Here is a 25,776-nt window from a genome sequence, read left to right on the forward strand (position 1 = left end):
TCCGGCAGCGCTAGCATGGCCCCCGTGACTTCCAACGGCTTCGACTACCTCATCGTGGGCGCGGGCTTCGCGGGCAGCGTGCTCGCCGAGCGCCTCGCCAACGACGGAAAGCGCGTCCTGATCGTGGACCGCCGCCCGCATATCGGCGGAAACGCCTACGACTGCTACGACGACGCGGGCATTCTGATTCACCCCTACGGCCCGCATATCTTCCACACCAACTCGAAGGAAGTCTTCGACTACCTCTCGCGTTTCACCGCGTGGCGGCCCTACGAGCACCGGGTGCTTGCGAGCGTGGACGGGCAACTGCTGCCCATCCCGATCAACCTCGACACGGTGAACCGGCTGTACGGGCTGAACCTGACCTCCTTTCAGGTCGAGGAGTTCTTCGCCTCGGTTGCCGAGAAGGTCGATCAGGTGCGGACCTCCGAGGACGTGGTCGTAGGCAAGGTCGGGCGCGACCTCTACAACAAGTTCTTCCGGGGCTACACCCGCAAGCAGTGGGGGCTGGACCCCAGCGAACTCGACGCCTCCGTAACGGCCCGCGTGCCCACCCGCACCAACCGCGACGACCGCTATTTCGCGGACACCTACCAGGCGATGCCGCTGCACGGCTACACCCGGATGTTCGAGAACATGCTCGCGCACCCCAACATCAAGGTCATGCTGAATACCGACTACCGGGAGATTCAGGAGTTCATCCCCTTCGGGCACATGATCTACACCGGGCCGGTGGACGCCTTCTTTGACCACTGCTACGGCAAGCTGCCCTACCGCAGCCTGGAATTCGTGCACGAGACGCACGCCCGCGAGGTGTTCCAGCCGACGGGCACGGTGAACTATCCCAACGACTACGGATACACCCGCATCAGCGAGTTCAAGTACATCACCGGGCAGGAGCACAAGCACACCTCGGTCGTGTACGAGTACCCTCGCGCCGAGGGCGATCCCTACTACCCGGTGCCGCGTCCCGAGAACCAGGAGCTGTACAAGAAGTACGCAGCCCTTGCCGACGCCCGCACGGACGTGACCTTCGTGGGCCGCCTCGCCACCTACCGCTACTACAACATGGACCAGGTGGTGGCCCAGGCCCTCGCCACCCACCGCAAGCTGACCGGGCAGAAGACCGCTCCCGAGCCCGCGACGGTCGGCTGAGCTCTGGTCCCACCCTTCCGCCCCAGCCCTGCGCTGGGGCTTTTTGCTGGCCGCTACAGATTCGTTCGCACGTCCCACAACTCGGGAAACAGCACGACCTCCAGCGCCCGCCGCAGGTACCCTGCCCCGCTGGTGCCCCCGCTGCCACGTTTGAACCCGATGGTCCGCTCGACGGTGGTGAGGTGATTGAAACGCCACGCCCGGAAGTTGTCCTCCACGTCGAGCAGTTTCTCGGCCAGCTCGTACAGGTCCCAGTAGCGCTCGGGGTCGCGGTAGACGGTCAGCCACGCCTCCAGCACGGCAGGGTGGGCCTCGTGCGGGCGGGTGGGGTCGCGCTCCAGCACCTCGGGCGGGATGGGGAGGCCACGGGCGGCGACGAGGCGCAGGGTCAGGTCGTACACGCTGGGGGCGTGCAGCGCCTCCTCCAGCGGCCCATGCAGGTCGGGGCGGTGGGCGTGGGGTTTCAAAAGGGTGGGGTTACGGTTGCCCAGCAGCACCTCCACCATCCGGTAGCCCGCCGACTGAAAGCCTGACGCCTCCCCGAAGGCCCAGCGGAACTGGAGATAGTCCGCCGGGGTCATCGTCTTGAGCACCTCCCAGGCCGCTGTGAGCTGCTCCTGCGCCCGCACCACCCGCGTGAGGCCCTTGAGGGGCGCGTCGGTGATGCCTCCAGCGAGCTGGTCCATCGCCGCCCGCAGCTCGCGCACGATCAGCGAGAGCCACAGCTCCGAGACGTGGTGCACGGTGATGAAGAGGTGCTCGTCGTGCGCGTCCGTCACAGGCTGGTGCGCCGCGAGCAGCGTGTCGACGTGCAGGTAGTCGCCGTAACTCAGGCGGCGGGTGAAGTCCAACCGGGCCTGTTCGGGTGAGTCCCGGTCCGGGGCGGGCCGGTCAGGAGTGGGGGAGGAGGTCATGGCCGCAGCTTAAGGCAAGTTGTCTAGGGGGATGGGGAAGGCGCCCCTCACCCCAGGGAGAGGGCAAAAGACATTCCGCTATGCATTCGAGCCTGCCGTCACCGCCTCCGGCCTCCGCCCCGCCGACGCCCCCACCTCTTGCGAGATGAAACGGGCCGTGCGCCGGGCCAGCGCCATCACGCTGACCATCGGGTTGGCGCCCGAGGAGGTGGGAAAGGCGCTCGTGTCCCCGATCCACACGCCGGGTGTGCCGTGCAGCTCGCCGCGCGGGTCGGCCACACTGGTTCGCGGGTCCTGGCCCATGCGGGCGCTGCCCATCTGGTGGGCACTGAAGACCGCGTGCCCGCCGCGCCCGATGGGAAGTCGGCGCAGCCCGGCGATCCAGGCTTCGAGGTCCTTGCCTCGCGTCCAGGGCTGCACCCCGTCGGCCAGCGCGGAAATGCGCTCGGCGCCCGCCGCCGCCAGAATCCGGGCGACCGTGCCCTGCCCGTGCCAGTAGTTCTCCACGTCGAGGGGATCGGTGACCGCGTAAGTCACGCGGGGCTGGCCGCGCTCGTCCAAGGTCACCTCGCCGCTCCCCCGGTCGCAGGTGAGGTGGATCAGGGTCACGCTGCGGGCGTGGTCGGCCATCAGGGTCTTGTGCGCCGCGCCGCCGGGCCACGCGGCCGCCGAGGCGAAGAGGCCGGTGGTGTACTGGCTCGTCTCGATCAGGTAGCCGAAGCCCTCGGTGCGGCCCGCGAACTCGTCCACGATGGCCGCCTGGGTCGCGCCCCACCAGGCGTCCTGCTCGTCCGCGAAGGTGCCCGTCAGTGCTCCGCAGGGGTGGAGGTGCAGGTGTTTGCCCACCGCTGGCCCCCCCAGCCCCGAGCGCAGCAGCAGGGCGGGCGTCTCCAGCGATCCCCCCGCCACGACGACCTGTGGCGCCCGCACGGTGACCTGGCGGGCGCCACAGGTCGTCTGCACGGTCACCGCGACCCCCGCCGCCCGTCCACCTTCGGTCAGGAGGCGCTCGGCGGTTGCGCCCTCCACGATGCGGGCGCCCCGCGCTGCGGCGTCCTTCAGATAAGTCTTGAGGGTGCTCTGCTTCGCGCCCGTCGCGTCCCCGAAGCCGATATGCCCAGCGTGCCGGGGGTCGTGCCGGGCGAGGTCCACGTTGCGGTACGCCCGGCGGTGACGGTAGCCCAGCCGCAGCGCTCCTTCCAGCATCCGCACGTGGGTGCCGTTGTACTCGCTGGCCTGATCGGTCGCGCCGATGCGCTCCATGACGGCGTCGGTATCGGCGTCAAACTCGGGACCGTTCACACCGTTCAGCCCGGCGAGCGCCCACTCGCGCCGCACTTCGGGGGGCGTGCGGACGCAATTCATCCAGTTGACGGTGGTGCCGCCGCCCAGGGTGCGCCCGGCGATCAGCGAGACGTTCCCGTCGGCGGTCGGGGTAAAGCCCCCGCGCCAGTACAGGTTCTGGTAGGCCCACAGTTCCGAGCGGCCCAGTTCGGCGTCGGCGTGCTGCCGCCCCGCTTCCAGCACGATCACCCGCAGGCCCGCCGCCGACAGTTCACCCGCGATCACCCCGCCCCCGGCCCCGGAGCCGACGACCACCACGTCGGTCTCCAGCGTCTCACCCTCCTCCGGGGTGAGGGTAGCCACGTCGCGCTCGGTGGACGCCCCCGTGAAGGTCGGCCCGGCGTACCCGAACTGCCGCCAGAAGGGATTCGGAGTGCCCTCGCCGCCGGGGTGCGCGTAGGTCAGCATCAGCAGCAACTTCCGCAGGTTGCCCAGGCCCTGCGCTGCGGGCGGGCTGAGGCGGGCCAGCCCCCGCAGCATCCCCTCGCGCAGCGCCAGCGGTGTCTCCGGGCGCAGGCCCATGCGGTCCAGCACGTCCAGCAGGCGCTCGGCGTCCCGGCGTTCGGCCTCCGGCAACCCGGCCAGCACCTCGGCGGCGAGGTCGGGCGCTCCGGTCGCGCTGCCGGGGGTCGCACAGAAGCGGTGCGGGTCGGGCGAGCGCCGCAGCGCGGGCACGAAGGTGTCGGTCAGCGCCCGCAGGGTCCGGCGCTGGGTGGGGGTCAGGGGGGCAGGCTGGGTCATGGCAGGCACTCCGGGAGGGCAGGAGAGGAGCCGGGGCCGGTGACTCCGGCGCGGCGGTCAACACTTCAGGATTTCGGTAGACCGAGTCTAGCAAACCCTCGCCCGCCGCCGGAGTACGCTGCCCGCATGGCTTCCCCTATCCTCGACCTCGCGGGCGTCACGCTGGAGGTCAACCACCTGCCGCGCGGGGTGCGCTTCTACACCCAGGTCCTCGGTCTGACCCTGCTGGAGCACGACGAGGAGCGGGGCGTGGCCCAGTTCCGGGTGAACGACGCGCAGACCCTGACCCTCTGGAAGCCGGTCACCCGGCAGCCGAACGACCCCCGGCTCGCGCCCCTGCACGCGCAGGGGGCCTCGCACCTGCATTACGCGTGGCAGATTCACCCCCACGAGCTGGACCGCTGCAAGGCCCTGCTGGACGAACACGGCCTGCCCTGGCAGGAGATCGACCTCGGCACCCCCGAGCGGCCCGACCCCACCGTGTACTTCTTCGACCCCTTCGGACACGGGCTGGAGCTGCGCGGGGTGGACCTTGCCGACGAGCGGCGACCGACCTACCCCCCCACGCCGGAGGACGGCGAGCGCGGCCCCCACGCCCTGCCCGTGCTGGGGCTGCGCGAGGTGGCGCTTGCCTTCGGGGACTACCCGGCGATGAAGGAGCGGCTGCCCCGCGCCTACGGGTTTGCCTTCGCCAAGGAACAGCCCGACCGCGACTTCGCGCAGTTCACCCTGGGGCCAGACCCCGAACCCGACGGGAACGGCACCCCCCGGCGCTGGCTGTACGCCTGGGACCCGCAGGTGGGACTGGCCGACATGTTCGGCGGCGACCACGTCTACGCCCAGTTTTACGCCCGGGTGGAGGAGGTCCGCGACCGGGTGCAGGCTGCCGGGCTGCCCCATGTGGAGGAAGGCGGCGTTCTCGCCGTGCGTGACCCGGAAGGCCACGTGTTCGAGTTCCGGCCGCCGCGCTAGAGGCTGCCAAGAACCCTAAGCAAAAAGTGGCGTGAGGTTGTGGCAGAGCAGAATGCAGGCGGCGAGGAAGTGGAACCCAACCAATGTGGAGGGAAGGCGTTCCAGATCTCGGCTCAGCCTCCGGAAGCGTGCCAGCCACGCAAACGAACGTTCAACCACCCAGCGTTTCGGAAGCAGGATGAACCCCTTGGTCGCTTCTGGACGCTTCACGACGACCAGCTCGACGCCCGCATCCGTCGCGTCTAACGCGGTCTGGACTCCCGTATACCCTTGATCCACGAAGGCGACTTCCACCTGTGCTCCGGTGGCTTCCTGCACCTCTAGGCACAGGTCTTTGACCTGTGCCCTGTCCTGTTCGTTGGCTGGGGAAGTGAGGATAGCCAGCACGTGTCCCAGGGTGTCCACGGCGAGGTGAACCTTGGTGCCCTTGCGCTTCTTGGCCCCGTCATAGCCCGCACGGTGACCGCTTTCAGGTGTGCTTTGGAGGGTTCGGCTGTCCATGACCACCGCGGACGGCTCGGGATCTCGACCTTGCTCCACCCGGGCCAGGATTCGCAGGTCGTGGGCGGCATTCTCGAAGCAGCCTGCCACGAACCAACGGTGCGCCTGTTGGCGCACCGTCTCCGCAGGAGGAAAGTCGTTTGGAAGATAGCTCCACTGCGCCCCCGTGCGGGCCATCCACAGCAAGGCGTTCAGGACATCCCGGATGGGGTACTTCCGTTGACCTGCATCCGCACGGCTGAGCAGCAGGTACGGGAGCAGGAACAAGTAGGTGTCGTCGTCAACGTCGCTGGGGTAGCCTCGCCGCGTCACCCACCCATTCTGCTGTTCTCAGAGCCACGCCCCTCGAGTTCGTCCCTGTTCTTGGCAGCCTCTAGCTGTACTTCGGGAATATTCAGGGAGGGGACACAGGGGCCAGCATCTCGGATGCTGGCCCCTGTGCTATGGCTCGTTCTCTGCCTCGCTGGACCCGACATTTCCCTACCTGGTTTGCGCCCTTTCTGGTGCATTTTCGCCACCGAGCCCAGCGGACCTGGGCGCCTCTGTACGTCCGTGGATTGTGCAGCACGGTCCACCGAAAAAGCATGCAGCCCTTGGCTGCCGTCGTGGCGCCCGGGAAAGAGGACCATCTCCAGCAGTTCATCACCGACAGCCCCTGGCTGACCGAACCCCTGGAAACCCTGCTCGCTCAGCGGGCTCAGCAGATGCTGGGTGGCAAAGACGCCGTGCTGATCATCGACGACACCTGCTTGACAAAGTTCGGCACCAAGTCTGTCGGCGTCGCCCGTCAGTATTCCGGGCAGGTCGGGAAGATCACCCCCTGTCAATGCCTCGTCTCCCTGACGTTGGCGCAGCACGACTTGCCGGTTCCGCTCGCCCTACGGCTCTTCTTGCCACAGGAGTGGACCAACGATCCCGCTCGGCTCAGGGCGGCTGGTGTTCCGTTGGAACACCAGCCGCCACAGACCAAGTGCGAACTGGCGCTGAAAGAGTTGGACCGGGTGCGTCCACACGTCACCTTCGGCATGGTTCTGGCGGATGCGGGGTACGGCGTGAACGCCCGGTTCCGGCAGGCACTCACCGAGCGAGGACTGCTGTGGTCGGTCGGCATCACCCGCACGCAGACGGTCTATCCCAGGGACGTTCGCTTGATCCCCATCCCTCGGATCTTCCGGGGCAGGAAACCGACGCACCCAACCCCATCCGAGGACCGACTGTCGGTAGAAGAAGTGCTGGCGGGTGCTGCATGGCAGCACCTGGTATGGCGACATGGAACCAAAGGCCCGCTCTCCGGACGCTTCGCGGCTGAATACGTTCGCCTGGCAGACGGGGAGGAGTACGCTCGCAGTCAACATCTGCCGGGTCAAGCCGCCTGGATCATCGGAGAACAGCGACGAGGTGAGGAGCGCAAATACTACGTCTGCAATCTGCCCCCTGACACGCCGTTGTCGCGGTTGGTGGAAGTCACCAAGCGCCGCTGGGCGTGTGAGCTGAGCCACCGGGAGCTGAAGGACGAAGTCGGGCTGGACCACTTCGAGGGCCGGTCCTGGCAAGGTCTGCATCACCACGCCGTGCTGTGTATGGTGGCCCTGACCTTCCTGCAATGGCTTCGCCTCACCCAGCCCGACGACCTCAGAGGCGACACCATTCCGGCCATTCGAGCGGAGGTGGCAGGGGACTTGCCCCTGCCACCTCCTTGCCGCCGATGTCACACCTGCACCGCCTTATTCAGCGGCCCCTGAATATCCCCGAAGTACAGCTAGAGGCTGCCAAGAACAGGGACGAACTCGAGGGGCGTGGCTCTGAGAACAGCAGAATGGGTGGGTGACGCGGCGAGGCTACCCCAGCGACGTTGACGACGACACCTACTTGTTCCTGCTCCCGTACCTGCTGCTCAGCCGTGCGGATGCAGGTCAACGGAAGCACCCCATCCGGGATGTCCTGAACGCCTTGCTGTGGATGGCCCGCACGGGGGCGCAGTGGAGCTATCTTCCAAACGACTTTCCTCCTGCGGAGACGGTGCGCCAACAGGCGCACCGTTGGTTCGTGGCAGGCTGCTTCGAGAATGCCGCCCACGACCTGCGAATCCTGGCCCGGGTGGAGCAAGGTCGAGATCCCGAGCCGTCCGCGGTGGTCATGGACAGCCGAACCCTCCAAAGCACACCTGAAAGCGGTCACCGTGCGGGCTATGACGGGGCCAAGAAGCGCAAGGGCACCAAGGTTCACCTCGCCGTGGACACCCTGGGACACGTGCTGGCTATCCTCACTTCCCCAGCCAACGAACAGGACAGGGCACAGGTCAAAGACCTGTGCCTAGAGGTGCAGGAAGCCACCGGAGCACAGGTGGAAGTCGCCTTCGTGGATCAAGGGTATACGGGAGTCCAGACCGCGTTAGACGCGACGGATGCGGGCGTCGAGCTGGTCGTCGTGAAGCGTCCAGAAGCGACCAAGGGGTTCATCCTGCTTCCGAAACGCTGGGTGGTTGAACGTTCGTTTGCGTGGCTGGCACGCTTCCGGAGGCTGAGCCGAGATCTGGAACGCCTTCCCTCCACATTGGTTGGGTTCCACTTCCTCGCCGCCTGCATTCTGCTCTGCCACAACCTCACGCCACTTTTTGCTTAGGGTTCTTGGCAGCCTCTAACTGTACTTCGGGGATATTCAGGGGCCGCTGAATAAGGCGGTGCAGGTGTGACATCGGCGGCAAGGAGGTGGCAGGGGCAAGTCCCCTGCCACCTCCGCTCGAATGGCCGGAATGGTGTCGCCTCTGAGGTCGTCGGGCTGGGTGAGGCGAAGCCATTGCAGGAAGGTCAGGGCCACCATACACAGCACGGCGTGGTGATGCAGACCTTGCCAGGACCGGCCCTCGAAGTGGTCCAGCCCGACTTCGTCCTTCAGCTCCCGGTGGCTCAGCTCACACGCCCAGCGGCGCTTGGTGACTTCCACCAACCGCGACAACGGCGTGTCAGGGGGCAGATTGCAGACGTAGTATTTGCGCTCCTCACCTCGTCGCTGTTCTCCGATGATCCAGGCGGCTTGACCCGGCAGATGTTGACTGCGAGCGTACTCCTCCCCGTCTGCCAGGCGAACGTATTCAGCCGCGAAGCGTCCGGAGAGCGGGCCTTTGGTTCCATGTCGCCATACCAGGTGCTGCCATGCAGCACCCGCCAGCACTTCTTCTACCGACAGTCGGTCCTCGGATGGGGTTGGGTGCGTCGGTTTCCTGCCCCGGAAGATCCGAGGGATGGGGATCAAGCGAACGTCCCTGGGATAGACCGTCTGCGTGCGGGTGATGCCGACCGACCACAGCAGTCCTCGCTCGGTGAGTGCCTGCCGGAACCGGGCGTTCACGCCGTACCCCGCATCCGCCAGAACCATGCCGAAGGTGACGTGTGGACGCACCCGGTCCAACTCTTTCAGCGCCAGTTCGCACTTGGTCTGTGGCGGCTGGTGTTCCAACGGAACACCAGCCGCCCTGAGCCGAGCGGGATCGTTGGTCCACTCCTGTGGCAAGAAGAGCCGTAGGGCGAGCGGAACCGGCAAGTCGTGCTGGGCCAACGTCAGGGAGACGAGGCATTGACAGGGGGTGATCTTCCCGACCTGCCCGGAATACTGACGGGCGACGCCGACAGACTTGGTGCCGAACTTTGTCAAGCAGGTGTCGTCGATGATCAGCACGGCGTCTTTGCCACCCAGCATCTGCTGAGCCCGCTGAGCGAGCAGGGTTTCCAGGGGTTCGGTCAGCCAGGGGCTGTCGGTGATGAACTGCTGGAGATGGTCCTCTTTCCCGGGCGCCACGACGGCAGCCAAGGGCTGCATGCTTTTTCGGTGGACCGTGCTGCACAATCCACGGACGTACAGAGGCGCCCAGGTCCGCTGGGCTCGGTGGCGAAAATGCACCAGAAAGGGCGCAAACCAGGTAGGGAAATGTCGGGTCCAGCGAGGCAGAGAACGAGCCATAGCACAGGGGCCAGCATCCGAGATGCTGGCCCCTGTGTCCCCTCCCTGAATATTCCCGAAGTACAGCTAGGAGAGCGACAGCAGAAACCTGCGGTTTCTGCGCCCAATCAGCGGTGGAGCCTCGACTTCATGTCGGACCAGCTGGCCTCCGGGCAGCGGTTTCGGGTCCTGAACGTCGTGGATGACTTCACCCGGGAGTGCCTGGTGATGCACGTCGGGACCTCCATCACCGGGCATGACGTCGTCCGCGCTCTGGAAGCGGTGGTCCGCTTCCGGGGGGCACCGCAGTCGATCACCACCGACAATGGCCCAGAGTTCGCGGGCAAGGGCCTGGATCTCTGGACCCATGGGCGTGGCATCACGCACACCTTCATCCGGCCGGGGAAGCCCGTCGAGAACGCTTACATCGAGAGTTTCAACGGCCGTGTCCGGGACGAGTGTCTGAATCTGCACTGGTTCCAAAGCTTGGATCAGGCACGCCTGATCCTCTCTGCCTGGCGCCAGGACTACAACGCCGTCAGGCCGCATACCTCGCTCGGTGGACGGACCCCGAACGAATTCGCCCGCCTCGAACAGGCGGGCTGAGGTACGCTGACTTTTGCAAATCGGCTGGTACCGCAATTGGGGCACCCTCACAGCCCCGCTTGCTGAGCGCGTGCGACGTAATCCTGCACGGTGCTGCGGGCGAGTTGGACGCTTTGTCCAATGAGGCGGTCACTGAGCTTCAGTTCCAGTTTCAACCGCAAGACTTCCCTGATTTTTCGCATGGACGCTCGCTTTCTGGTCATCCTGCAAGGATGACCAGGGGAGTCTCGTCCGCGACCGGAGGGTGCCGGAATCAACCAGCGCAGGGTGCCGGATTAGACCAGCGGAAGGTGCCGGATAACTCCAGCGACCCCCGCCGGATTACGCCAGCGTACGCATTCTGCCTTCCCCCACAGGTGGAACTCTTGCACGCCTGTCCCTACCAGGGCAGCGCGGAAGGCGTCATAGGACTTCTTGCTGAAGTCGCAGGCCGCAGCCAGGATGAAGCCGTAGGGCACTTGCTCTCCTGTGATGCTCTCCTGGACATACCGCTCGACCTGTTTCGGCGTGATGCGCTTTTCCCGCTTGCACTGGAAGATCCAGAGGCGCCCTGGCGTGGGCAACCCAAGAGGAGCTTCGTCCTCCTCCTCATCCAGCACCTCGGGCACGACGCTGCTCTCGAAGGCGCGGATATCGATGCCGTCGTCCGCGCCCCCACATCCGCTGGCTTCGATGCTGCTCCAGGCACGGTAATCGTAGGCGAGTTGCCGGACGAGATCCTCAAACCGGTGGGGTTCCAGATCCTCGAAGTGCAGGGGGTTCAGGGTACGGGAGGCGCGCGCCATGCCCCATTCCAGCATGCGTCCGCTGGCTCAGCCTCCTCTGTTGCCTTCCCGCTCCTGCTTACTTTGGCCAGAGACGATTCATCCACCCAGCGGGGTCGGTGCCCTCGCCGCGCACCCGCATCTCCAGGTGAAGGTGGGCGCCCGTGCTCAGTCCGGTGCTGCCCACCTCACCCACCTTCTGCCCCCGGGTGACCTTCTGCCCGACCTTGACCGTCACGGCACGCTGGTGAAAGTACAGGCTGGTCAGTCCCGCCCCGTGGTCAATGACCACCAGACCCCCGCGCACCGGGTACATGCCCGCCACCACGACCGTTCCATCGTTCACGGCCATCACGGGCGTTCCTGCCGGGGCCAGGTAATCCGTGCCGTAGTGGTACGCGACCGGCCCGTTCGCGACATAGGTCCGCGGTTGTCCGAAGGCGCTGCTTTGCGCCCGCACAGCCGCTGCGGGCTGGAAGGGACGAGACCACGCCTGCGCCGTTCGCCGGGCATAGGCCTGTTCGACGGCGGTGTCCTCAGCCTTTCGGGCGGGGTCTTCGAGCTTGCTGGCAATGCGGGGCGGCAGGTTGAGCCGTTGCAGAGGCTGCGGCAGTCCGGTGACGGGAATGCGGCCTTGCAGCACGTCCTGCCCTACCTGGATCTCGTACACCACGGGGGTGTTTTTCCCGAGGACGACGCGCCCCAGTACGATGAATTCATTTCCTGCGGGGATGGGCGTCAGACGCTCTCCCGGCAGACGTACGTCCTCGCCTGCCTCGCTGAGAAAGCGCACGGTGGCCTGCGCAGCTCCCGGACCGCTCAGCCGCAGGATGAACGCGTCCCCCATTCGCAGGGTGGCGGGCGCGTTGACGGTGACCCCACTTATGCGGGAAGGCACTGTACCTGGAACAGACGCGTTGGCTGTCGCGGTGCTCACGCCCGGAAGGCGAAGGGTCTGCCCGACCTCCAGGGTGGTGCTCGTCAGGCTATTGAGGCGGATAAGTTCAGCGACGGTCGTCCCGTGAAGCTGCGCGAGACGGTAGAGCGTGTCGCCTGGCTTGACGGTGTAGGCGTCGGCTGTCCCGAAGAGGAGGGCGGTCGCCACAAAGCACGCCGCCCGCACGAGGCTGGGCAGGGCAGGAGCGCTGGACCTGGAGTGTGACTGGTTCATGGGTGTTCCTGACTGCAGCCGTATCTGCTGTGGCCGCGCTAAAGGGTCTTCTTGAAGAATTCCACGGACCGCCGGAGGGCCACGCCGAGGTTGCGGCTGAGGTTGTGATCATCCCCGGGGTAGGAGAAGAACGTGTGGGGCTGTTTCGCGGCCTTCAACCCCGCCGCGAGCGACTGCGAGAAGCTGATGGGCACATGCGTGTCGCCCGTGCCGTGATGCAGCTGCAAGGGACGCCCCTTGAGGTCCTTGAGAAAGAAGTTCGGGGAGATGGCCTGGTAGAGGGCTGGGCTGCGCTCCGGCGTGCCGTACTTGGCGAGCATCCGCGCCTGGGGATCATCCCGGGTGGAGCCGCTTCCCCAACGAGGCAGGTCCCTAAAGATCAGGTCGTACGGCCCCACCACGCCTGCCCAGATGTTGCCCGCCTTGATGCCGGGATTGATCACCATGGCCCGCAAGGTGATATGTCCGCCCATGGAGTGACCCCACATCCCGATCCGTTCCGGGTTCACCCCCTTGAGTTTCTGGAGGGAGGCGAACGCGTTCAGGACGTCCGTGGTGTACTCGGGGGACCAGTACGCCGTGTCCGCTGGCTCGCCCTGGGAAGCGCCGTGCCCCCGGTAGTCGGGCTTCAGGACGGCGAATCCTGCACGTGCAAAGGCGTCCACGTAGGCCCCGTACCGTTCGGTCGTGCGGTACTGCTGCGGGGGGATATAGCCGTGGTTGAAGACGATGGCGGGCCAACCTCCCTTCGGGGGGGTCCCGCTGGGCACCGTGAGCAGCGCGTTGATGCGCAGGCCGTCAGACTGGTAGGACACGACGCTGCGCCGGTAGTTGGCGCCGGGCGAGAGTGGTTGGCGGGTCGTCAGGGCACTGCCAGGGTACGAGCGGGCGCGCATGCGCTCGATGGAGAGGGGCTCTTGGTTGTTCTGCGGTGCCTGAGCCGCGGCGACGCCAGTGGAACAGGCCAGGAGCAGGGCAAGTCGGAGAAGGTCAGGCATGGTCGAACCTTTCGCAGTCACCATCAGGGGCGGGGCGCCATCACGTACGCCATGCCGCCCGCATGGTTGAGCCACAGCCGCTCGAACACGGCGCGCGGGTAGGTCCGCTTGACGCCGGCGTCGTTTCTGGCGGCGGGGTCGTTGACCACGGGGTTGCCCTGGGCGTCGAACCCGGTGAGGACCAACAGGTGGCCGTTCGACCAGGAGAGGGGCGCGCCGGGCAACTCGCCCGCCTTGAAGCGCACGCTCAGCGCCAGGGGGAGTCCCTGGGCAATGTAGGCCTCGGCGTCTCGCAGGCTGCCCAGGCGCGTGACGAGCGCTTGGAGACCTTGGGTGGCGGCGTACGCGGTATTGAAGGGCCAGTTGCCGAACCCGTCGTAGGTGCGGTCGTACGTTGCCTGGGCCGCGTCCGGCACCCGCACGGGCCGGTTCCAGAAGCCCAGGATCATGCTGACGCTGGTCGGGCTGCACCAGATAGGGCCACCATTCGGGTAGATCATCTGGGAGAGACCGGGGACCTTCAGCACGGTGTTCCAAACCTGGGCCTGTCCTGCCTGTCCCTGCCCCCCGAACCGCAGGGCGGTATCTGCTGTGTTGAAGGACAGCAGGTGAGCTTTCAGGCCTGGACCGAGCGTGGCCTTGTACTGAAAGGCCGTGGCGCGGAAGGGCAGGGTGAGGGTATCGGTGTTCACCGTGCCGTCGGCCGTGCGGCTGACCCGGGCGCTCGCGCGGGCTCCTGCCGCGCTCCAGGTCCCGAAGCTGAAGTACGGCGTCCAGCGGCCGTCTGGACGCCGTACGCGAACCTGCACGGCGACGGCACTGGTGGCCGGGCCTGTCACGTTCCAACTGGGAATCAACTCGTTGAAGGGCGCGACTTCGACCACTGCGCCTTCCAACGTTCCCTGCCGGGCGCTCGGCAGGGGCTGCCAGCTGGACGGAATACTGGTCTGCTTCTGCGCCGCTTGGATCAGGGGAGACGGACGGCCGAAGCTGGTCTGCTGGCTGTAGGGCGCGGCGACGGCTGAGCCGAGGAGTGCGCCGGGCAGAAGGATCCGCAGGGGCTTCACGTGCCCAACGGTAGAGGAGTTGTGTTGCCGTTGTGTTAAGCCTCCGTGGCTATCCCATGATGCGGCAAGGCCGTATGGGACTCGCGTGATCTCTCTAAGAACGCCGCTCTCAGGAAACCTTTACACGCGGCTGACACGTTGACCTCACGGCCAACCGCCGGGAACGGCACCAGCTGAGGGCCACGCCCTGTTTGGCACGTGGTTGGGCAGCACTGTTGGTCTATACGCCGCTTTTCGTCCACCGCCTCACTCGCTTCCAGGAGGATTCGCCATGACGCACCATCTTCAGGCCATGCTGCAAACCCACCCGCAACCCAGCGCCTTGTTTGATCAGGAGGCACTTCGCGCGTGCATTGAGGCGTGCTTCGAGTGCGCTCAGATCTGCACGTCCTGCGCCGACGCGTGCCTGGGTGAGCAAGGCCACCTGGCACACCTGGTGCGGTGCATTCGCCTGAACCTCGACTGTGCCGACGTCTGCGGAACAACGGGCCGGGTGCTGTCGCGCTTGACCCAGCCTGATCCGAATGTGTTACGCGCTCAGCTTCAGGCTTGCCTGGTAGCGTGCCAGGCGTGCGGGAGCGAGTGCGAGATGCATGCACGGGACATGAACATGCAGCATTGCGCGGTGTGCGCCGAGAGCTGCCGCCGCTGCGAGCAGGCCTGCCAGGAACTCCTGGCCAAGATGACCGCATGAAGCGCCTGCTGCTGATTGTGGGCCTGATGGCTCTCCCGGCCAGCGTGGCTCAAGCGGGGGGCAATGAGGGCGGCACGGTGGTGGGCATGGCCACGACGATGCAGACGCAGATGGACATGCACGCCCGGATGCAGCCGTTGCTGGAAGACCTGCGGCGACTCTCAGGTCCAGCCTTTGACCGGGCGTTTTTGTCCATGATGATTCCGCATCACCAGAGCGCCATCGAGATGAGCCGAGCGGCCCTGCCTCGGCTGCGTGATCCCCTGGTGGCTGGTTGGGCGCAGAGCATCATTGACGATCAGCAAAAGGAGATCGTGGAAATGCAGGCGGAGTTGCGTCGTCTGGGCGGCGTGGACACGGCGCGGCAGAACCGGATGCGCCAGACCATGTCCGGAATGATGACGATGATGATGCAGATGATTACCCGGTCGCAGAGCTCGGACGTCACGTTCCTGCAGATGATGGTGCCGCACCACGGCTCGGCCAACGAGATGGCGAACATCGCCCTACAGAACGCTCAGAGTGATGCAGTACTTGGTCTCGCCCAGCGCATCATCATGATGCAGGCTGACGAGATGCACGACTTCAAGGACTGGTTGCGCACCCGCCAGTAAGGGCCGGATGTAGGGCGGTCACCTCAGGCGAGGTGACCGCCCTACATGCTTGCGGAAGAGTCCACCTCCCTCCCCCTGGTAGGAGAGGCCAGGAGCGACGGATTGCTCTTAAGGTTGAACCTCCCTCAGGGGGTAACTAATTAATGGCGCATAACTGTCGACATTTACGCTCGCTCGCTGCCCCCTTCCTTGACATCCCCCCAGGGAGGATCTAGGGTAAATGCGGAGGTAGACGCCAACAGGCCCCTCCCCCGTCACGGCTATCGCCCCAGCAGGAGACAACAGACTGCACGTTGGTCCGCCCCTGGTCATCCCATCTGGCGCCACCCGGCCTCCTCACCCCTGAGAAGGGTGACAGGTCACGGTCCACGCTCTATTCGCGAAAGACCAGAGGGTGTCTTAGGTTGCCGCAGCAGGCTGGCCCTCTTCAGGAGGCACGATGATCATGTCCCCCGTCATCCACAACCAAGACGACTCATTTTCCAGAGTCTGAACTCTCTCTCGGACCTCAGGGTACGGGGCAGTCATGCCGTGAGCGAGAAGAAGGAAAGCAGGAGCACACATGACACGACATCACGAGACGCATCATCACGGCCACACCGGGAACCATGCGGGAACCTCGGCCATTCTGGAGGTGGCGTTCCGGAACTGTTATGACGGTTCGGAGTTCGCTGACCTTGAGCGCAGTCTCTCGGGTATTCAGGGGGTGCACAGCGTGCATATTGATCGCACACGTGCTGTTGCGCACCTCGGCTATGATCCGGGCACGGTCAGCGAGGCGGAACTGCGCCGCCGCCTGCATACCGCCGGGTATGACTGCGTGTGCGAGGAGTGCCGACCATCCACTGCGCAGCCCGGGCATCCCAGCATGGGCCACGAGCCCACGGGGCATGATCATGCCGCCATGCGGGCCACTGCAGCGGCTCCCGGTGGGCACCATCAAGGCGCTAGGGAAGCGGATGCCCTGGGGACGCACCAGGCCGGGCATGACCACGCCGCCATGACGGGCAGCCGTCCGGCCTCTGCGGGGCACGGTCACAGTGGCCATGGCACGACCGAGGACACGGGCCACGATGAGCACGCCGGACACGGTGCGGAGATGGTGAATGACATGCTGCGCCGCTTCGTGGTGTCGCTGCTGCTGACCATTCCCATCGTGCTGTACTCCCCGATCGGCGAGCTGCTGGGGTTCACGGCAGCGCCGCCCTTCGGCCTCTCGATGGGCTGGTTCGGCCTGATCCTATCCACGCCCGTGGTGTGGTGGGGCGGCTGGCCGTTCATCTCCGCCGCCTGGCGTGCCCTCAAGCGGCGCGAGGCGAACATGATGACCCTGATCGCCACGGGCATCCTGGTGTCCTATGTCTACTCGGTCTGGGCCACCCTCTTCCTACGCACCGATGAGGTCTTTTTCGAGGCCGCCGCGATGCTCACGACCTTCTCTCTGGCCGGGCACTGGCTGGAGATGCGCTCGCGCTTCGCCACAGGGAGAGCGGTTGAGGCGTTGCTGAAACTGGCTCCCTCCACGGCCCGGGTGATACGGGACGGGCAGGAAGTCGAAGTGTCGCTGGAGCAGGTCATCGTGGGTGACGAGATCGTCGTGCGCCCCGGCGACCGGGTGCCAGTGGATGGAGAGGTCGTCTCCGGCACTTCCTACGTGGACGAGAGCATGATCACCGGCGAGCCGGTTCCCGTCGCCAAGAGCGCAGGGGCGAGGGTCACCGGCGGCACGGTCAACCAGAACGGAGCCTTCCACTTCCGGGCGACGGCGGTCGGCGCGGACACCGCTCTTTCGCGCATCGTGCAGATGGTGCAAAACGCGCAGGCCAGCAAGGCCCCGGCACAGCGCTTGGCCGACACGGCGGGCAAGTACCTGGTGTTCGTCGCCCTGGGCAGCGGGCTGATCGCCTTTCTGGTCTGGTCCTTCCTGGGCGCCGGGGTCGTGTTCGCGCTGACCGCTGCTGTTTCCACCGTCGTCATTGCCTGCCCGGATGCGCTGGCCCTCGCCACGCCCACCGCCATCACTGTGGGGGTGGGCAAGGGGGCACGGGAGGGTGTGCTGTTCAAGAACGCGACGGCGTTGGAGGGGACGGCGGGCGTGGACACCGTGATCTTCGACAAGACCGGGACGCTCACCGAGGGCAAGCCTGCCTTGACCGACCTGGTCCCCGCCCGTGGGGTCAGCGAAGCCGACCTGCTGCACCTGGCGGCCTCGGCGGATCAGCCCTCGCAGCACCCACTGGCTGAGGCCATCGTGAAGGGTGCGCAGGCGCGGGGTGTCACGGTCCAGCGCCCCGAAGCCTTTGACAGCATTCCCGGACACGGCGTCGCCGCCACGGTGGGGAGCCAGCGGGTACTCATCGGCAACCGCAAGTTGATGGACCGGGAAGGGGTGGACGTCGGAGCTCTTCCGGCCGAGGTAGACGGGCTGGCGGCGGACGGCAAGACCGCGATGTACGTGGCTGCGGACGGGCAGGCGCTGGGCGTCGTGGCGGTGGCGGATACCATCCGCGAGTCGGCGCGGGTGGCGGTCACGGAACTGCACCGCTTGGGCGTGCAGACGGTGATGTTGACGGGCGACAACCGACACACGGCAGAGGCGGTCGCCCGGCAGTTGGGCATGGACACGGTGATCGCGGACGTGCTGCCCGAGCAGAAGGCCGCAAAGGTTCAGGAGTTGCAGGGGCAGGGCCGCAAGGTGGCGATGGTCGGCGACGGTGTGAATGACGCGCCTGCCCTCGCGCAGGCGGAAGTAGGCATAGCCATCGGAGCGGGAACAGACGTGGCGGTGGAGACCGCCGACGTAGTCCTGGTGAAGAGTGACCCGGCGAGCGTGGCCGTTGGCATCGCCCTGGCCCGCCACGTCCGGGGCAAGATCAAGCAGAACCTCTTCTGGGCCGCCATCTACAACGTCCTGGCGATCCCCTTCGCCGCGGGCGTACTGTACCCCTCGTACGGTGTCCTGCTGCGCCCGGAGTGGGCCGCCCTGCTGATGAGTGCCAGCACCGTCATCGTGACGCTCAACGCCCTGTCGCTGAACCGGCTGCGCTTCGACCGCCCGGCAGTGGCTGAGGCCTGAACGCAGCAAAAGAAGCGCCCCACCCTCTGGGATGGGGCGTGCTCCATCAAGCTTCAGTGGTGGCTGTCGTGATCATCCCCAGCAGGTTCGCCCAATGCGAGGTTCCGCGCGCCCGTCACGGTGGGACGCAGGGCTGAGAAGCTCACGCCGTTCGGGCCACGGCCGGTGGGAATCTGGGCGACCGTCCGGCGCGCAGCGAGGTCCACCACCGAGAGCGTGTTCGCGTAGGTGTTGGTCACGTAGGCGAAGCGGCCGGTCGGGTCGACCGTGACCCCGTGGGCACCCGCTCCGGTGGTGATGTTCGCCACCACCCTGAACTTCGCGGCGTCGATCACCGAGAGGGTGGTTCCGGGACGCTCTGGAGTGCCCTGGTTGGCCACCAGCACGAAGCGGTTGTCCGGCGTCACCGTCAGCTGGATGGGGCCGGGGCCGACCGCTACCTTGCCCAGCACCTTGCGGGTGGCCACGTCGATGCGGGCCACCGCGTTCTCGTCCCGCAGGGTCACGTACGCCACCCGGTTGTTCGGGGCGAAGGCGACCTGGGCCGGGGCCTTGCCGACGGGCGTGTCGGCGACCCGGCGAGCCGTGCGGGTGTCGATCCAGCTCACGCTGCCTGATCCGGTGTTGGCGACGAGCACCCAGCGCCCATCCGGACTGGGCCTGAGGCCGTGGGGGTGGGAGCCTACCTTCACGGTGGTCAGGGGCTTCATGGCCACGGCGTCAAGGATGGAGACGCTGCCGGCTTCCCCGTTGGTCACGTAGGCCCGCTGGCCGTCCGGGCTGACGATGACGTGTGCGGGCCCCGCACCGGTAGCCACAGTGCCCACCACCCGCAGGGAGACGGCATCGATCTTGACGGCCTGAGCGTTCTGGCCGAGGACTGCCCAGGCGCTCTTCCCGTCCGGGGAGAGCTGGACGTTGTGCGGCGCGGGGACGCCACTCAAGGTGGCCCGGACCCAGTTCGTGCCCGCGTCCACGACGGTCAGGCTGCCGCTGACTTCATCCGCGATCCAGAGGGTGCCTTGTGGGGCTGAGGTCCCTCCTGCCAGGGCAGAGCTGGACAGAGTCAACAGCGTGAGGAAAAGGGCCAGGGGGGGACGATGTGACATGAAGACGACCTCCAGGGGTAGGGGAATGGCTTCTTCTGGTGAGCCCGAACTCAGCGTGTAACCGGAGAAAGGCGTTCGGGGCGGGAATCGAGACAAGGGGGCGGACGCTGGACGCCTGGGACGGCCAGAAGGCTGGACTGATCTGATGGCTGGGCGCCTAACGCAACTGGAGTGTGGTGACGCAGGTGTCACTGCTGGGCAGGGTGGCCAGGGTGCCCCGGGTGGTCTTGCCCTGAGCCGTCAAGGTGACCTTGTACTGCTGGCCGCGGTCGAGCCACAGTTCCAGGAAGCCGTTGTCGAGGGTCCTGACGGTTTTTTGCAGCACGGTCTTGCCCGTGCGGGTGGTAACGTGCACCTTGACTGGAGTGTTGACCAACTCGCCCTGGCAGCCTGAGGTGAAGTGCGTCTTGCAGGGGTGGGTCTTGGTGATATAGGGCGCGATGGCCACCACCATCTGCCCTTTGGGAAGGGCGATGGCCCGCTTCTGACCGTCCGGAAAGGTGAAGTGGACGGCCTCGGGGGTCACGTAGCTTTGCAGTCCGCCTTGGGCCCGCCAGGTGTTCGCCAGCTTGAGGGCCTGCTGGGGACTCACGCCCCCCAAGAGCGCAGGGTTGGGGGACAGGCTGGGCGGCTGCGCAAATGCCAGCGTGCTCAGGAGCGTGCCAGTGAGGATCACCGAAAGAGTCTTGTGCATATCATTCGCCTCTGGGGTCAAGGTAGCGGCGTTGTGTTAAGCAAGTGTTTGGCTCGAGCAGGTCCCCAGCTTCCGAACTGGAAGGAACTGCGGTGTCCCGAGCCTTGGTCACCTGGAGCGAGAGCATGGCTGCTTAAGCCGAGGCAATCACATTGAAAGCCCACGCCACCTCGGTCGGGACCGTCTTCCTTCCCCTTATCTTTGCCATACATCGTTGGCGCGCAGAGGCAATGCGGGAAGCCAGGGACGTCTCCCCAGGCACGTACTCCAGGACCAGGCAGGGGCTATGGCTGATGTGGAACGAGCGTTTTTCGCGCACGAGGTTCGGGTGCCGGAGCATTTCAAGAGCAGCAAGTCCCGGTCGAACGTGGCAGCGGCAACGAGGGGCTCGCCGATATCGCTGCGAAACAGCTTGAGGAGCGTCGTCGCGTAGCTGCCATATGTGGGGCTGCCGACAGCCTTGGTGGCGAATATGCGGGTGCAGCAGCCCGTTTGACCACCGCTATCGGCCGTGCAGATAGGCTTCGACCACGGTTCGGACCGCTTCTTCTGGATGATGTTCGATCATGAACTGTGGGACGCGGATGACCTGCCAGCCCTCTGAGGCGGCCAGCGCGTCCTTGCGGTCATCCCTGGCCTGGGCGCTGGAAGAAGCGTGATACGCCTCGCCGTCCACCTCCACAAGCAGCCGTACCTGCGGAAAGGCCAGATCCACGACGTAGGGACCCAGGGCATACTGTTCGACAAACGCGAGGCCTGCCTCACGCAGACGCTCGGCGAATCCCTCTTCCAACTGACTCGAATGGAGTTGAGCGATGAGGGTGCCCCAATTGCGGTACCAGCCGATTTGCAAAAGTCAGCGTACCTCAGCCCGCCTGTTCGAGGCGGGCGAATTCGTTCGGGGTCCGTCCACCGAGCGAGGTATGCGGCCTGACGGCGTTGTAGTCCTGGCGCCAGGCAGAGAGGATCAGGCGTGCCTGATCCAAGCTTTGGAACCAGTGCAGATTCAGACACTCGTCCCGGACACGGCCGTTGAAACTCTCGATGTAAGCGTTCTCGACGGGCTTCCCCGGCCGGATGAAGGTGTGCGTGATGCCACGCCCATGGGTCCAGAGATCCAGGCCCTTGCCCGCGAACTCTGGGCCATTGTCGGTGGTGATCGACTGCGGTGCCCCCCGGAAGCGGACCACCGCTTCCAGAGCGCGGACGACGTCATGCCCGGTGATGGAGGTCCCGACGTGCATCACCAGGCACTCCCGGGTGAAGTCATCCACGACGTTCAGGACCCGAAACCGCTGCCCGGAGGCCAGCTGGTCCGACATGAAGTCGAGGCTCCACCGCTGATTGGGCGCAGAAACCGCAGGTTTCTGCTGTCGCTCTCCTACACTGAGCTTGCGGCGCTCCTTCTTTCGAACGGCCAGCCCTTCAGCCCGGTAGATCCGGTAGACGCGCTTGTGGTTGACGGTCTCGCCCTCTCGACCCAGCATCAGGTGAATCCGCCGGTACCCGAACCGAGGTCGCTCTCGGGCCAGTGTGCGGAGACGCTCGACCAGGCGTTGGTCTTTTTCCCTTTTGGGGCTGTTCCGTCTTTGCGTGGTCCGGGAAAAGCCCAGGACCCGGCAGGCCCGACGTTCGCTGACCGCAAAAGAATCCCGCAGCAGGGTCACCATCTGCTTTTTGAGGGGCGTCTGCGCCTGGGACGACGTCCCAGGCGTCACCACTTTCGCCCCACCACCTCCTTCAGCATGGCGTTGTCGAGCGACAGATCCGCTACCAACTTCTTCAGGCGCTGGTTTTCTGCTTCCAACTGGCGAAACTTGCGGGTCTCGTCTTTGGTCATCCCACCGTATTTGGCTTTCCAGCGGTAGATGGTCGTCATCGCGACTCCATGGAGTCGCGTCAGATCGCTCAGCGGCGTGCCTGCCTCAAGCTGCCCGAGGATGTCCAGGATCTGTTGTTCGGTGTACCGTTTGCCTTTCATGTGCCTCCAAGTTTGCTGCTCGATTTGCAATCAGACTGGCACCGGAAACAGGGGCAAGGTCACTGGATGACCGCTATGAACGGGCTTCGACGATCATTACCAGTCAGTTCCCGACCCCGGCCTGGCACGCGAATCTGGGAGATCCCACGCTGGCGGACGCGATCTTGGATCGCGTCCTGCATCACGCCTACCGGATCGAACTTCGGGGAGAAAGCCTCAGAAAGAAGAGCAGGAAGTTGACCCCGGAGACGGTCAGCCTTTCATAATGGGGACAGCTCGTCCGTTGGCTGGGAGGGTGCCGGATAACTCCATTCCTGGAGGCCGGATAACTCCAGCAGCGGGTGCCGGATTGGCCAGCATACGCATCCTGTTCGTTGGCTGGGGAAGTGAGGATAGCCAGCACGTGTCCCAGGGTGTCCACGGCGAGGTGAACCTTGGTGCCCTTGCGCTTCTTGGCCCCGTCATAGCCCGCACGGTGACCGCTTTCAGGTGTGCTTTGGAGGGTTCGGCTGTCCATGACCACCGCGGACGGCTCGGGATCTCGACCTTGCTCCACCCGGGCCAGGATTCGCAGGTCGTGGGCGGCATTCTCGAAGCAGCCTGCCACGAACCAACGGTGCGCCTGTTGGCGCACCGTCTCCGCAGGAGGAAAGTCGTTTGGAAGATAGCTCCACTGCGCCCCCGTGCGGGCCATCCACAGCAAGGCGTTCAGGACATCCCGGATGGGGTACTTCCGTTGACCTGCATCCGCACGGCTGAGCAGCAGGTACGGGAGCAGGAACAAGTAGGTGTCGTCGTCAACGTCGCTGGGGTAGCCTCGCCGCGTCACCCACCCATTCTGCTGTTCTCAGAGCCACGCCCCTCGAGTTCGTCCCTGTTCTTGGCAGCCTCTAGCTGTACTTCGGGAATATTCAGGGAGGGGACACAGGGGCCAGCATCCGAGATGCTGGCCCCTGTGCTATGGCTCGTTCTCTGCCTCGCTGGACCCGACATTTCCCTACCTGGTTTGCGCCCTTTCTGGTGCATTTTCGCCACCGAGCCCAGCGGACCTGGGCGCCTCTGTACGTCCGTGGATTGTGCAGCACGGTCCACCGAAAAAGCATGCAGCCCTTGGCTGCCGTCGTGGCGCCCGGGAAAGAGGACCATCTCCAGCAGTTCATCACCGACAGCCCCTGGCTGACCGAACCCCTGGAAACCCTGCTCGCTCAGCGGGCTCAGCAGATGCTGGGTGGCAAAGACGCCGTGCTGATCATCGACGACACCTGCTTGACAAAGTTCGGCACCAAGTCTGTCGGCGTCGCCCGTCAGTATTCCGGGCAGGTCGGGAAGATCACCCCCTGTCAATGCCTCGTCTCCCTGACGTTGGCCCAGCACGACTTGCCGGTTCCGCTCGCCCTACGGCTCTTCTTGCCACAGGAGTGGACCAACGATCCCGCTCGGCTCAGGGCGGCTGGTGTTCCGTTGGAACACCAGCCGCCACAGACCAAGTGCGAACTGGCGCTGAAAGAGTTGGACCGGGTGCGTCCACACGTCACCTTCGGCATGGTTCTGGCGGATGCGGGGTACGGCGTGAACGCCCGGTTCCGGCAGGCACTCACCGAGCGAGGACTGCTGTGGTCGGTCGGCATCACCCGCACGCAGACGGTCTATCCCAGGGACGTTCGCTTGATCCCCATCCCTCGGATCTTCCGGGGCAGGAAACCGACGCACCCAACCCCATCCGAGGACCGACTGTCGGTAGAAGAAGTGCTGGCGGGTGCTGCATGGCAGCACCTGGTATGGCGACATGGAACCAAAGGCCCGCTCTCCGGACGCTTCGCGGCTGAATACGTTCGCCTGGCAGACGGGGAGGAGTACGCTCGCAGTCAACATCTGCCGGGTCAAGCCGCCTGGATCATCGGAGAACAGCGACGAGGTGAGGAGCGCAAATACTACGTCTGCAATCTGCCCCCTGACACGCCGTTGTCGCGGTTGGTGGAAGTCACCAAGCGCCGCTGGGCGTGTGAGCTGAGCCACCGGGAGCTGAAGGACGAAGTCGGGCTGGACCACTTCGAGGGCCGGTCCTGGCAAGGTCTGCATCACCACGCCGTGCTGTGTATGGTGGCCCTGACCTTCCTGCAATGGCTTCGCCTCACCCAGCCCGACGACCTCAGAGGCGACACCATTCCGGCCATTCGAGCGGAGGTGGCAGGGGACTTGCCCCTGCCACCTCCTTGCCGCCGATGTCACACCTGCACCGCCTTATTCAGCGGCCCCTGAATATCCCCGAAGTACAGCTAGTACAGCGTTTTTGAATTTGTCATAGTGAGGTATGAGCCGTCCTCTTCGCTATCCAGTGACTTTGAGTGCTGAGCAAGAACAGACTCTGCACGGCATGACCATGAAGGGCAGTGGCAAGGCGCGGGTCATGACCCGCGCCCGGATTCTGCTGCTGGCCCATCGACAGGTCACGGACTCGGCCATCAAGGACGCCCTCGGTATCAGCGTCCAGATGGTGCAAGCGACCCGAAAACGCTTTGCCCTGGGGGGACTGGACGCGGCGCTGTTCGATGCGCCGCATACGGGGCGACCCGCGAAGTTCGACGGCAAAGACCGGGCGGCCATCACCGCGCTGGCGTGCAGTGAGGCGCCCGAAGGTCACGCACAATGGAGTATTCGCTTGCTGGCAGAGAAGGCTGTAGAGCTGAACTTGGTCGACCACATCGCTCCGTCGACGGTGTTCTACATTCTGAAAAAAACGCGGTCCAGCCGCACCGCAAAAGGCAGTGGTGCATCGCGCACCTGACGGCGAATTTCCTCTGCGAGATGGAACGCGTTCTGGACGTGTACTCTCGGCCCTACGACGACCGTTTTCCCGTGTTGTGCTTCGATGAGCAACCCTGCTTCCTGATCGGTGACGTCATGGCCCCGGTTCCATCGGAACCGGGGCGAGTCGCCAAACAAGACTACGAATACCAGCGCTTTGGGAGCGCGGCTGTGTTGCTGGCCGTCGAGCCGAAAACAGGCCGACGGTTTGTCCAGGTCTGTGCCCGACGGACCGCCGAGGAGTACACCGCCTTCATGCAGAACCTGGAACGGGCCTATCCAGCAGCCGTCCAGATCACCCTGGTTCAGGACCACCTCAATACGCATCACGGCGGCAGTTTCTACAAGTTCATGTCGCCACAGGCGGCCCACCGGTTGGTGGGCCGCTTCGAGTGGGTCTACACGCCCAAACATGCCTCGTGGCTGAACATGGCAGAACTGGAATTCAGTGCCCTTCAGCGGCAGTGCTTGAACCGGCGTATTCCAGTGCTGGAACGGCTTCGGTCGGAAGTCGAGGCTTGGGTGGCAGCGCGTTCACGCGCGGGCGTCACCCTCAACTGGCAGTTCTCCACCCAGGTCGCCCGCCGGACGCTAGGACGGCACTACGAAGCCATTCGTATTAAATGAACGCTGT

22 protein-coding genes and 4 pseudogenes are annotated in these 25,776 nt (G+C 65.4%); 12 read left to right on the forward strand and 14 right to left on the reverse strand.

The window, feature by feature from the left end; translation table 11 throughout:
* Nucleotides 1–15: 15 nt before the first annotated feature.
* A complete protein-coding gene (glf, locus tag C3K08_RS16930) occupies nucleotides 16–1,155 on the forward strand; it encodes a UDP-galactopyranose mutase (protein ID WP_234009274.1) in 1,140 nt (379 codons plus the stop codon).
* 53 nt (nucleotides 1,156–1,208) lie between these two features.
* Here glf and C3K08_RS16935 read toward each other — a convergent pair whose 3' ends face one another.
* Both C3K08_RS16935 and C3K08_RS16940 read right to left on the reverse strand, forming a co-directional pair.
* Entirely contained in the window at nucleotides 1,209–2,069 is an 861-nt protein-coding gene (locus tag C3K08_RS16935) for a tryptophan 2,3-dioxygenase (protein ID WP_104992614.1), read from the reverse strand.
* Nucleotides 2,070–2,147: 78 nt separating this feature from the next.
* Nucleotides 2,148–4,154: a GMC family oxidoreductase gene (locus C3K08_RS16940; protein ID WP_104992615.1), complete on the reverse strand. Its 2,007-nt coding sequence runs from the start codon at nucleotides 4,152–4,154 to the stop codon at nucleotides 2,148–2,150.
* Between the two features lie 126 nt (nucleotides 4,155–4,280).
* Here C3K08_RS16940 and C3K08_RS16945 point away from each other — a divergent pair, with 126 nt between their 5' ends.
* A complete protein-coding gene (locus tag C3K08_RS16945; RefSeq protein ID WP_104992616.1) occupies nucleotides 4,281–5,126 on the forward strand; it encodes a VOC family protein in 846 nt (281 codons plus the stop codon).
* 15 nt (nucleotides 5,127–5,141) lie between these two features.
* Here the strand turns inward: C3K08_RS16945 and C3K08_RS16950 are convergent, their stop codons facing one another.
* Entirely contained in the window at nucleotides 5,142–5,939 is a 798-nt protein-coding gene (locus C3K08_RS16950; RefSeq protein WP_104989958.1) for an IS5 family transposase, read from the reverse strand.
* Between the two features lie 131 nt (nucleotides 5,940–6,070).
* Between C3K08_RS16950 and C3K08_RS16955 the strand changes: the two genes are divergently transcribed.
* Together C3K08_RS16955 and C3K08_RS16960 are read left to right on the forward strand one after the other, a co-directional pair.
* Complete coding sequence (locus C3K08_RS16955; protein ID WP_104989851.1) at nucleotides 6,071–7,369, forward strand: IS701 family transposase; 1,299 nt, start codon at nucleotides 6,071–6,073, stop codon at nucleotides 7,367–7,369.
* 82 nt (nucleotides 7,370–7,451) lie between these two features.
* Nucleotides 7,452–8,249: an IS5 family transposase gene (locus C3K08_RS16960; protein WP_104992617.1), complete on the forward strand. Its 798-nt coding sequence runs from the start codon at nucleotides 7,452–7,454 to the stop codon at nucleotides 8,247–8,249.
* 36 nt (nucleotides 8,250–8,285) lie between these two features.
* On the opposite strand, the gene C3K08_RS16965 is transcribed toward C3K08_RS16960, so the two are convergent.
* Nucleotides 8,286–9,584: an IS701 family transposase gene (locus C3K08_RS16965; protein ID WP_104989851.1), complete on the reverse strand. Its 1,299-nt coding sequence runs from the start codon at nucleotides 9,582–9,584 to the stop codon at nucleotides 8,286–8,288.
* Between the two features lie 87 nt (nucleotides 9,585–9,671).
* Here C3K08_RS16965 and C3K08_RS16970 point away from each other — a divergent pair.
* Nucleotides 9,672–10,169 (forward strand): annotated as a pseudogene (locus tag C3K08_RS16970) (IS3 family transposase); the annotation flags it as partial.
* Nucleotides 10,170–10,216: 47 nt separating this feature from the next.
* Here C3K08_RS16970 and C3K08_RS18140 read toward each other — a convergent pair.
* From C3K08_RS18140 to C3K08_RS16990, 5 genes are all read right to left on the reverse strand, one after another.
* Nucleotides 10,217–10,372, reverse strand: coding sequence for a hypothetical protein (locus tag C3K08_RS18140; protein WP_158680050.1), 156 nt, complete (start codon nucleotides 10,370–10,372; stop codon nucleotides 10,217–10,219).
* A 72-nt stretch (nucleotides 10,373–10,444) separates the two neighbouring features.
* A complete protein-coding gene (locus C3K08_RS16975; protein ID WP_158680051.1) occupies nucleotides 10,445–10,954 on the reverse strand; it encodes a restriction endonuclease in 510 nt (169 codons plus the stop codon).
* A gap of 58 nt (nucleotides 10,955–11,012) precedes the next feature.
* Nucleotides 11,013–12,104 carry a M23 family metallopeptidase gene (locus tag C3K08_RS16980; RefSeq protein ID WP_104992619.1) on the reverse strand — a complete coding sequence of 364 codons (1,092 nt, stop codon included), beginning with the start codon at nucleotides 12,102–12,104 and terminating at the stop codon, nucleotides 11,013–11,015.
* Nucleotides 12,105–12,142: 38 nt separating this feature from the next.
* Nucleotides 12,143–13,102, reverse strand: a complete 960-nt coding sequence (locus C3K08_RS16985; protein ID WP_104992620.1) for a S9 family peptidase — start codon at nucleotides 13,100–13,102, stop codon at nucleotides 12,143–12,145.
* A 23-nt stretch (nucleotides 13,103–13,125) separates the two neighbouring features.
* Nucleotides 13,126–14,169 (reverse strand): peptidase C39 family protein, encoded by a 1,044-nt coding sequence (locus C3K08_RS16990; protein WP_104992621.1) that lies wholly within the window; start codon nucleotides 14,167–14,169, stop codon nucleotides 13,126–13,128.
* A 271-nt stretch (nucleotides 14,170–14,440) separates the two neighbouring features.
* Between C3K08_RS16990 and C3K08_RS16995 the strand changes: the two genes are divergently transcribed.
* The 3 genes from C3K08_RS16995 (at nucleotide 14,441) to C3K08_RS17005 (ending at nucleotide 18,553) form a co-directional block, all read left to right on the forward strand.
* On the forward strand, nucleotides 14,441–14,863 hold the full coding sequence (locus C3K08_RS16995) for a four-helix bundle copper-binding protein (protein WP_104992622.1): 423 nt from the start codon (nucleotides 14,441–14,443) through the stop codon (nucleotides 14,861–14,863).
* Nucleotides 14,860–15,477, forward strand: coding sequence for a DUF305 domain-containing protein (locus C3K08_RS17000; protein ID WP_104992623.1), 618 nt, complete (start codon nucleotides 14,860–14,862; stop codon nucleotides 15,475–15,477). The genes C3K08_RS16995 and C3K08_RS17000 overlap by 4 nt, the downstream gene beginning before the upstream one ends.
* A 904-nt stretch (nucleotides 15,478–16,381) precedes the next feature.
* A complete protein-coding gene (locus tag C3K08_RS17005) occupies nucleotides 16,382–18,553 on the forward strand; it encodes a copper-translocating P-type ATPase (RefSeq protein WP_369848629.1) in 2,172 nt (723 codons plus the stop codon).
* Nucleotides 18,554–18,606: 53 nt separating this feature from the next.
* On the opposite strand, the gene C3K08_RS17010 is transcribed toward C3K08_RS17005, so the two are convergent.
* From C3K08_RS17010 to C3K08_RS17025, 4 genes are all read right to left on the reverse strand, one after another.
* Nucleotides 18,607–19,662 carry a beta-propeller fold lactonase family protein gene (locus tag C3K08_RS17010; RefSeq protein ID WP_104992625.1) on the reverse strand — a complete coding sequence of 352 codons (1,056 nt, stop codon included), beginning with the start codon at nucleotides 19,660–19,662 and terminating at the stop codon, nucleotides 18,607–18,609.
* A 157-nt stretch (nucleotides 19,663–19,819) separates the two neighbouring features.
* Nucleotides 19,820–20,356, reverse strand: coding sequence for a CueP family metal-binding protein (locus C3K08_RS17015; RefSeq protein ID WP_104992626.1), 537 nt, complete (start codon nucleotides 20,354–20,356; stop codon nucleotides 19,820–19,822).
* A 502-nt stretch (nucleotides 20,357–20,858) separates the two neighbouring features.
* Entirely contained in the window at nucleotides 20,859–21,209 is a 351-nt protein-coding gene (locus tag C3K08_RS17020; RefSeq protein ID WP_104992627.1) for an endonuclease domain-containing protein, read from the reverse strand.
* Between the two features lie 13 nt (nucleotides 21,210–21,222).
* A protein-coding gene (locus tag C3K08_RS17025) for an IS3 family transposase (RefSeq protein ID WP_234009238.1) occupies nucleotides 21,223–22,337 on the reverse strand; the annotation gives its coding sequence in 2 pieces (ribosomal slippage) (nucleotides 21,223–22,088 and nucleotides 22,088–22,337; 1,116 coding nt in all).
* A gap of 62 nt (nucleotides 22,338–22,399) precedes the next feature.
* On the opposite strand from C3K08_RS17025, the pseudogene C3K08_RS18700 reads away from it, so the two are divergent.
* Nucleotides 22,400–22,603, forward strand: a pseudogene (locus tag C3K08_RS18700) (ATP-binding protein); the annotation flags it as partial.
* 98 nt (nucleotides 22,604–22,701) lie between these two features.
* Here C3K08_RS18700 and C3K08_RS17035 read toward each other — a convergent pair.
* Nucleotides 22,702–23,166 (reverse strand): annotated as a pseudogene (locus C3K08_RS17035) (transposase); the annotation flags it as partial.
* Nucleotides 23,167–23,297: 131 nt separating this feature from the next.
* On the opposite strand from C3K08_RS17035, the gene C3K08_RS17040 reads away from it, so the two are divergent.
* The 3 genes and pseudogenes from C3K08_RS17040 (at nucleotide 23,298) to C3K08_RS17050 (ending at nucleotide 25,769) form a co-directional block, all read left to right on the forward strand.
* Complete coding sequence (locus C3K08_RS17040) at nucleotides 23,298–24,596, forward strand: IS701 family transposase (RefSeq protein ID WP_104989851.1); 1,299 nt, start codon at nucleotides 23,298–23,300, stop codon at nucleotides 24,594–24,596.
* 148 nt (nucleotides 24,597–24,744) lie between these two features.
* Nucleotides 24,745–25,044: pseudogene (locus C3K08_RS18705) on the forward strand (helix-turn-helix domain-containing protein); the annotation flags it as partial.
* Nucleotides 24,984–25,769 (forward strand): IS630 family transposase, encoded by a 786-nt coding sequence (locus C3K08_RS17050; protein ID WP_104991621.1) that lies wholly within the window; start codon nucleotides 24,984–24,986, stop codon nucleotides 25,767–25,769. The pseudogene C3K08_RS18705 and the gene C3K08_RS17050, both read left to right, overlap by 61 nt.
* Nucleotides 25,770–25,776: the final 7 nt, after the last annotated feature.

It is taken from the genome of Deinococcus sp. NW-56 (assembly GCF_002953415.1).
Classification (GTDB): Bacteria; Deinococcota; Deinococci; order Deinococcales; family Deinococcaceae; genus Deinococcus.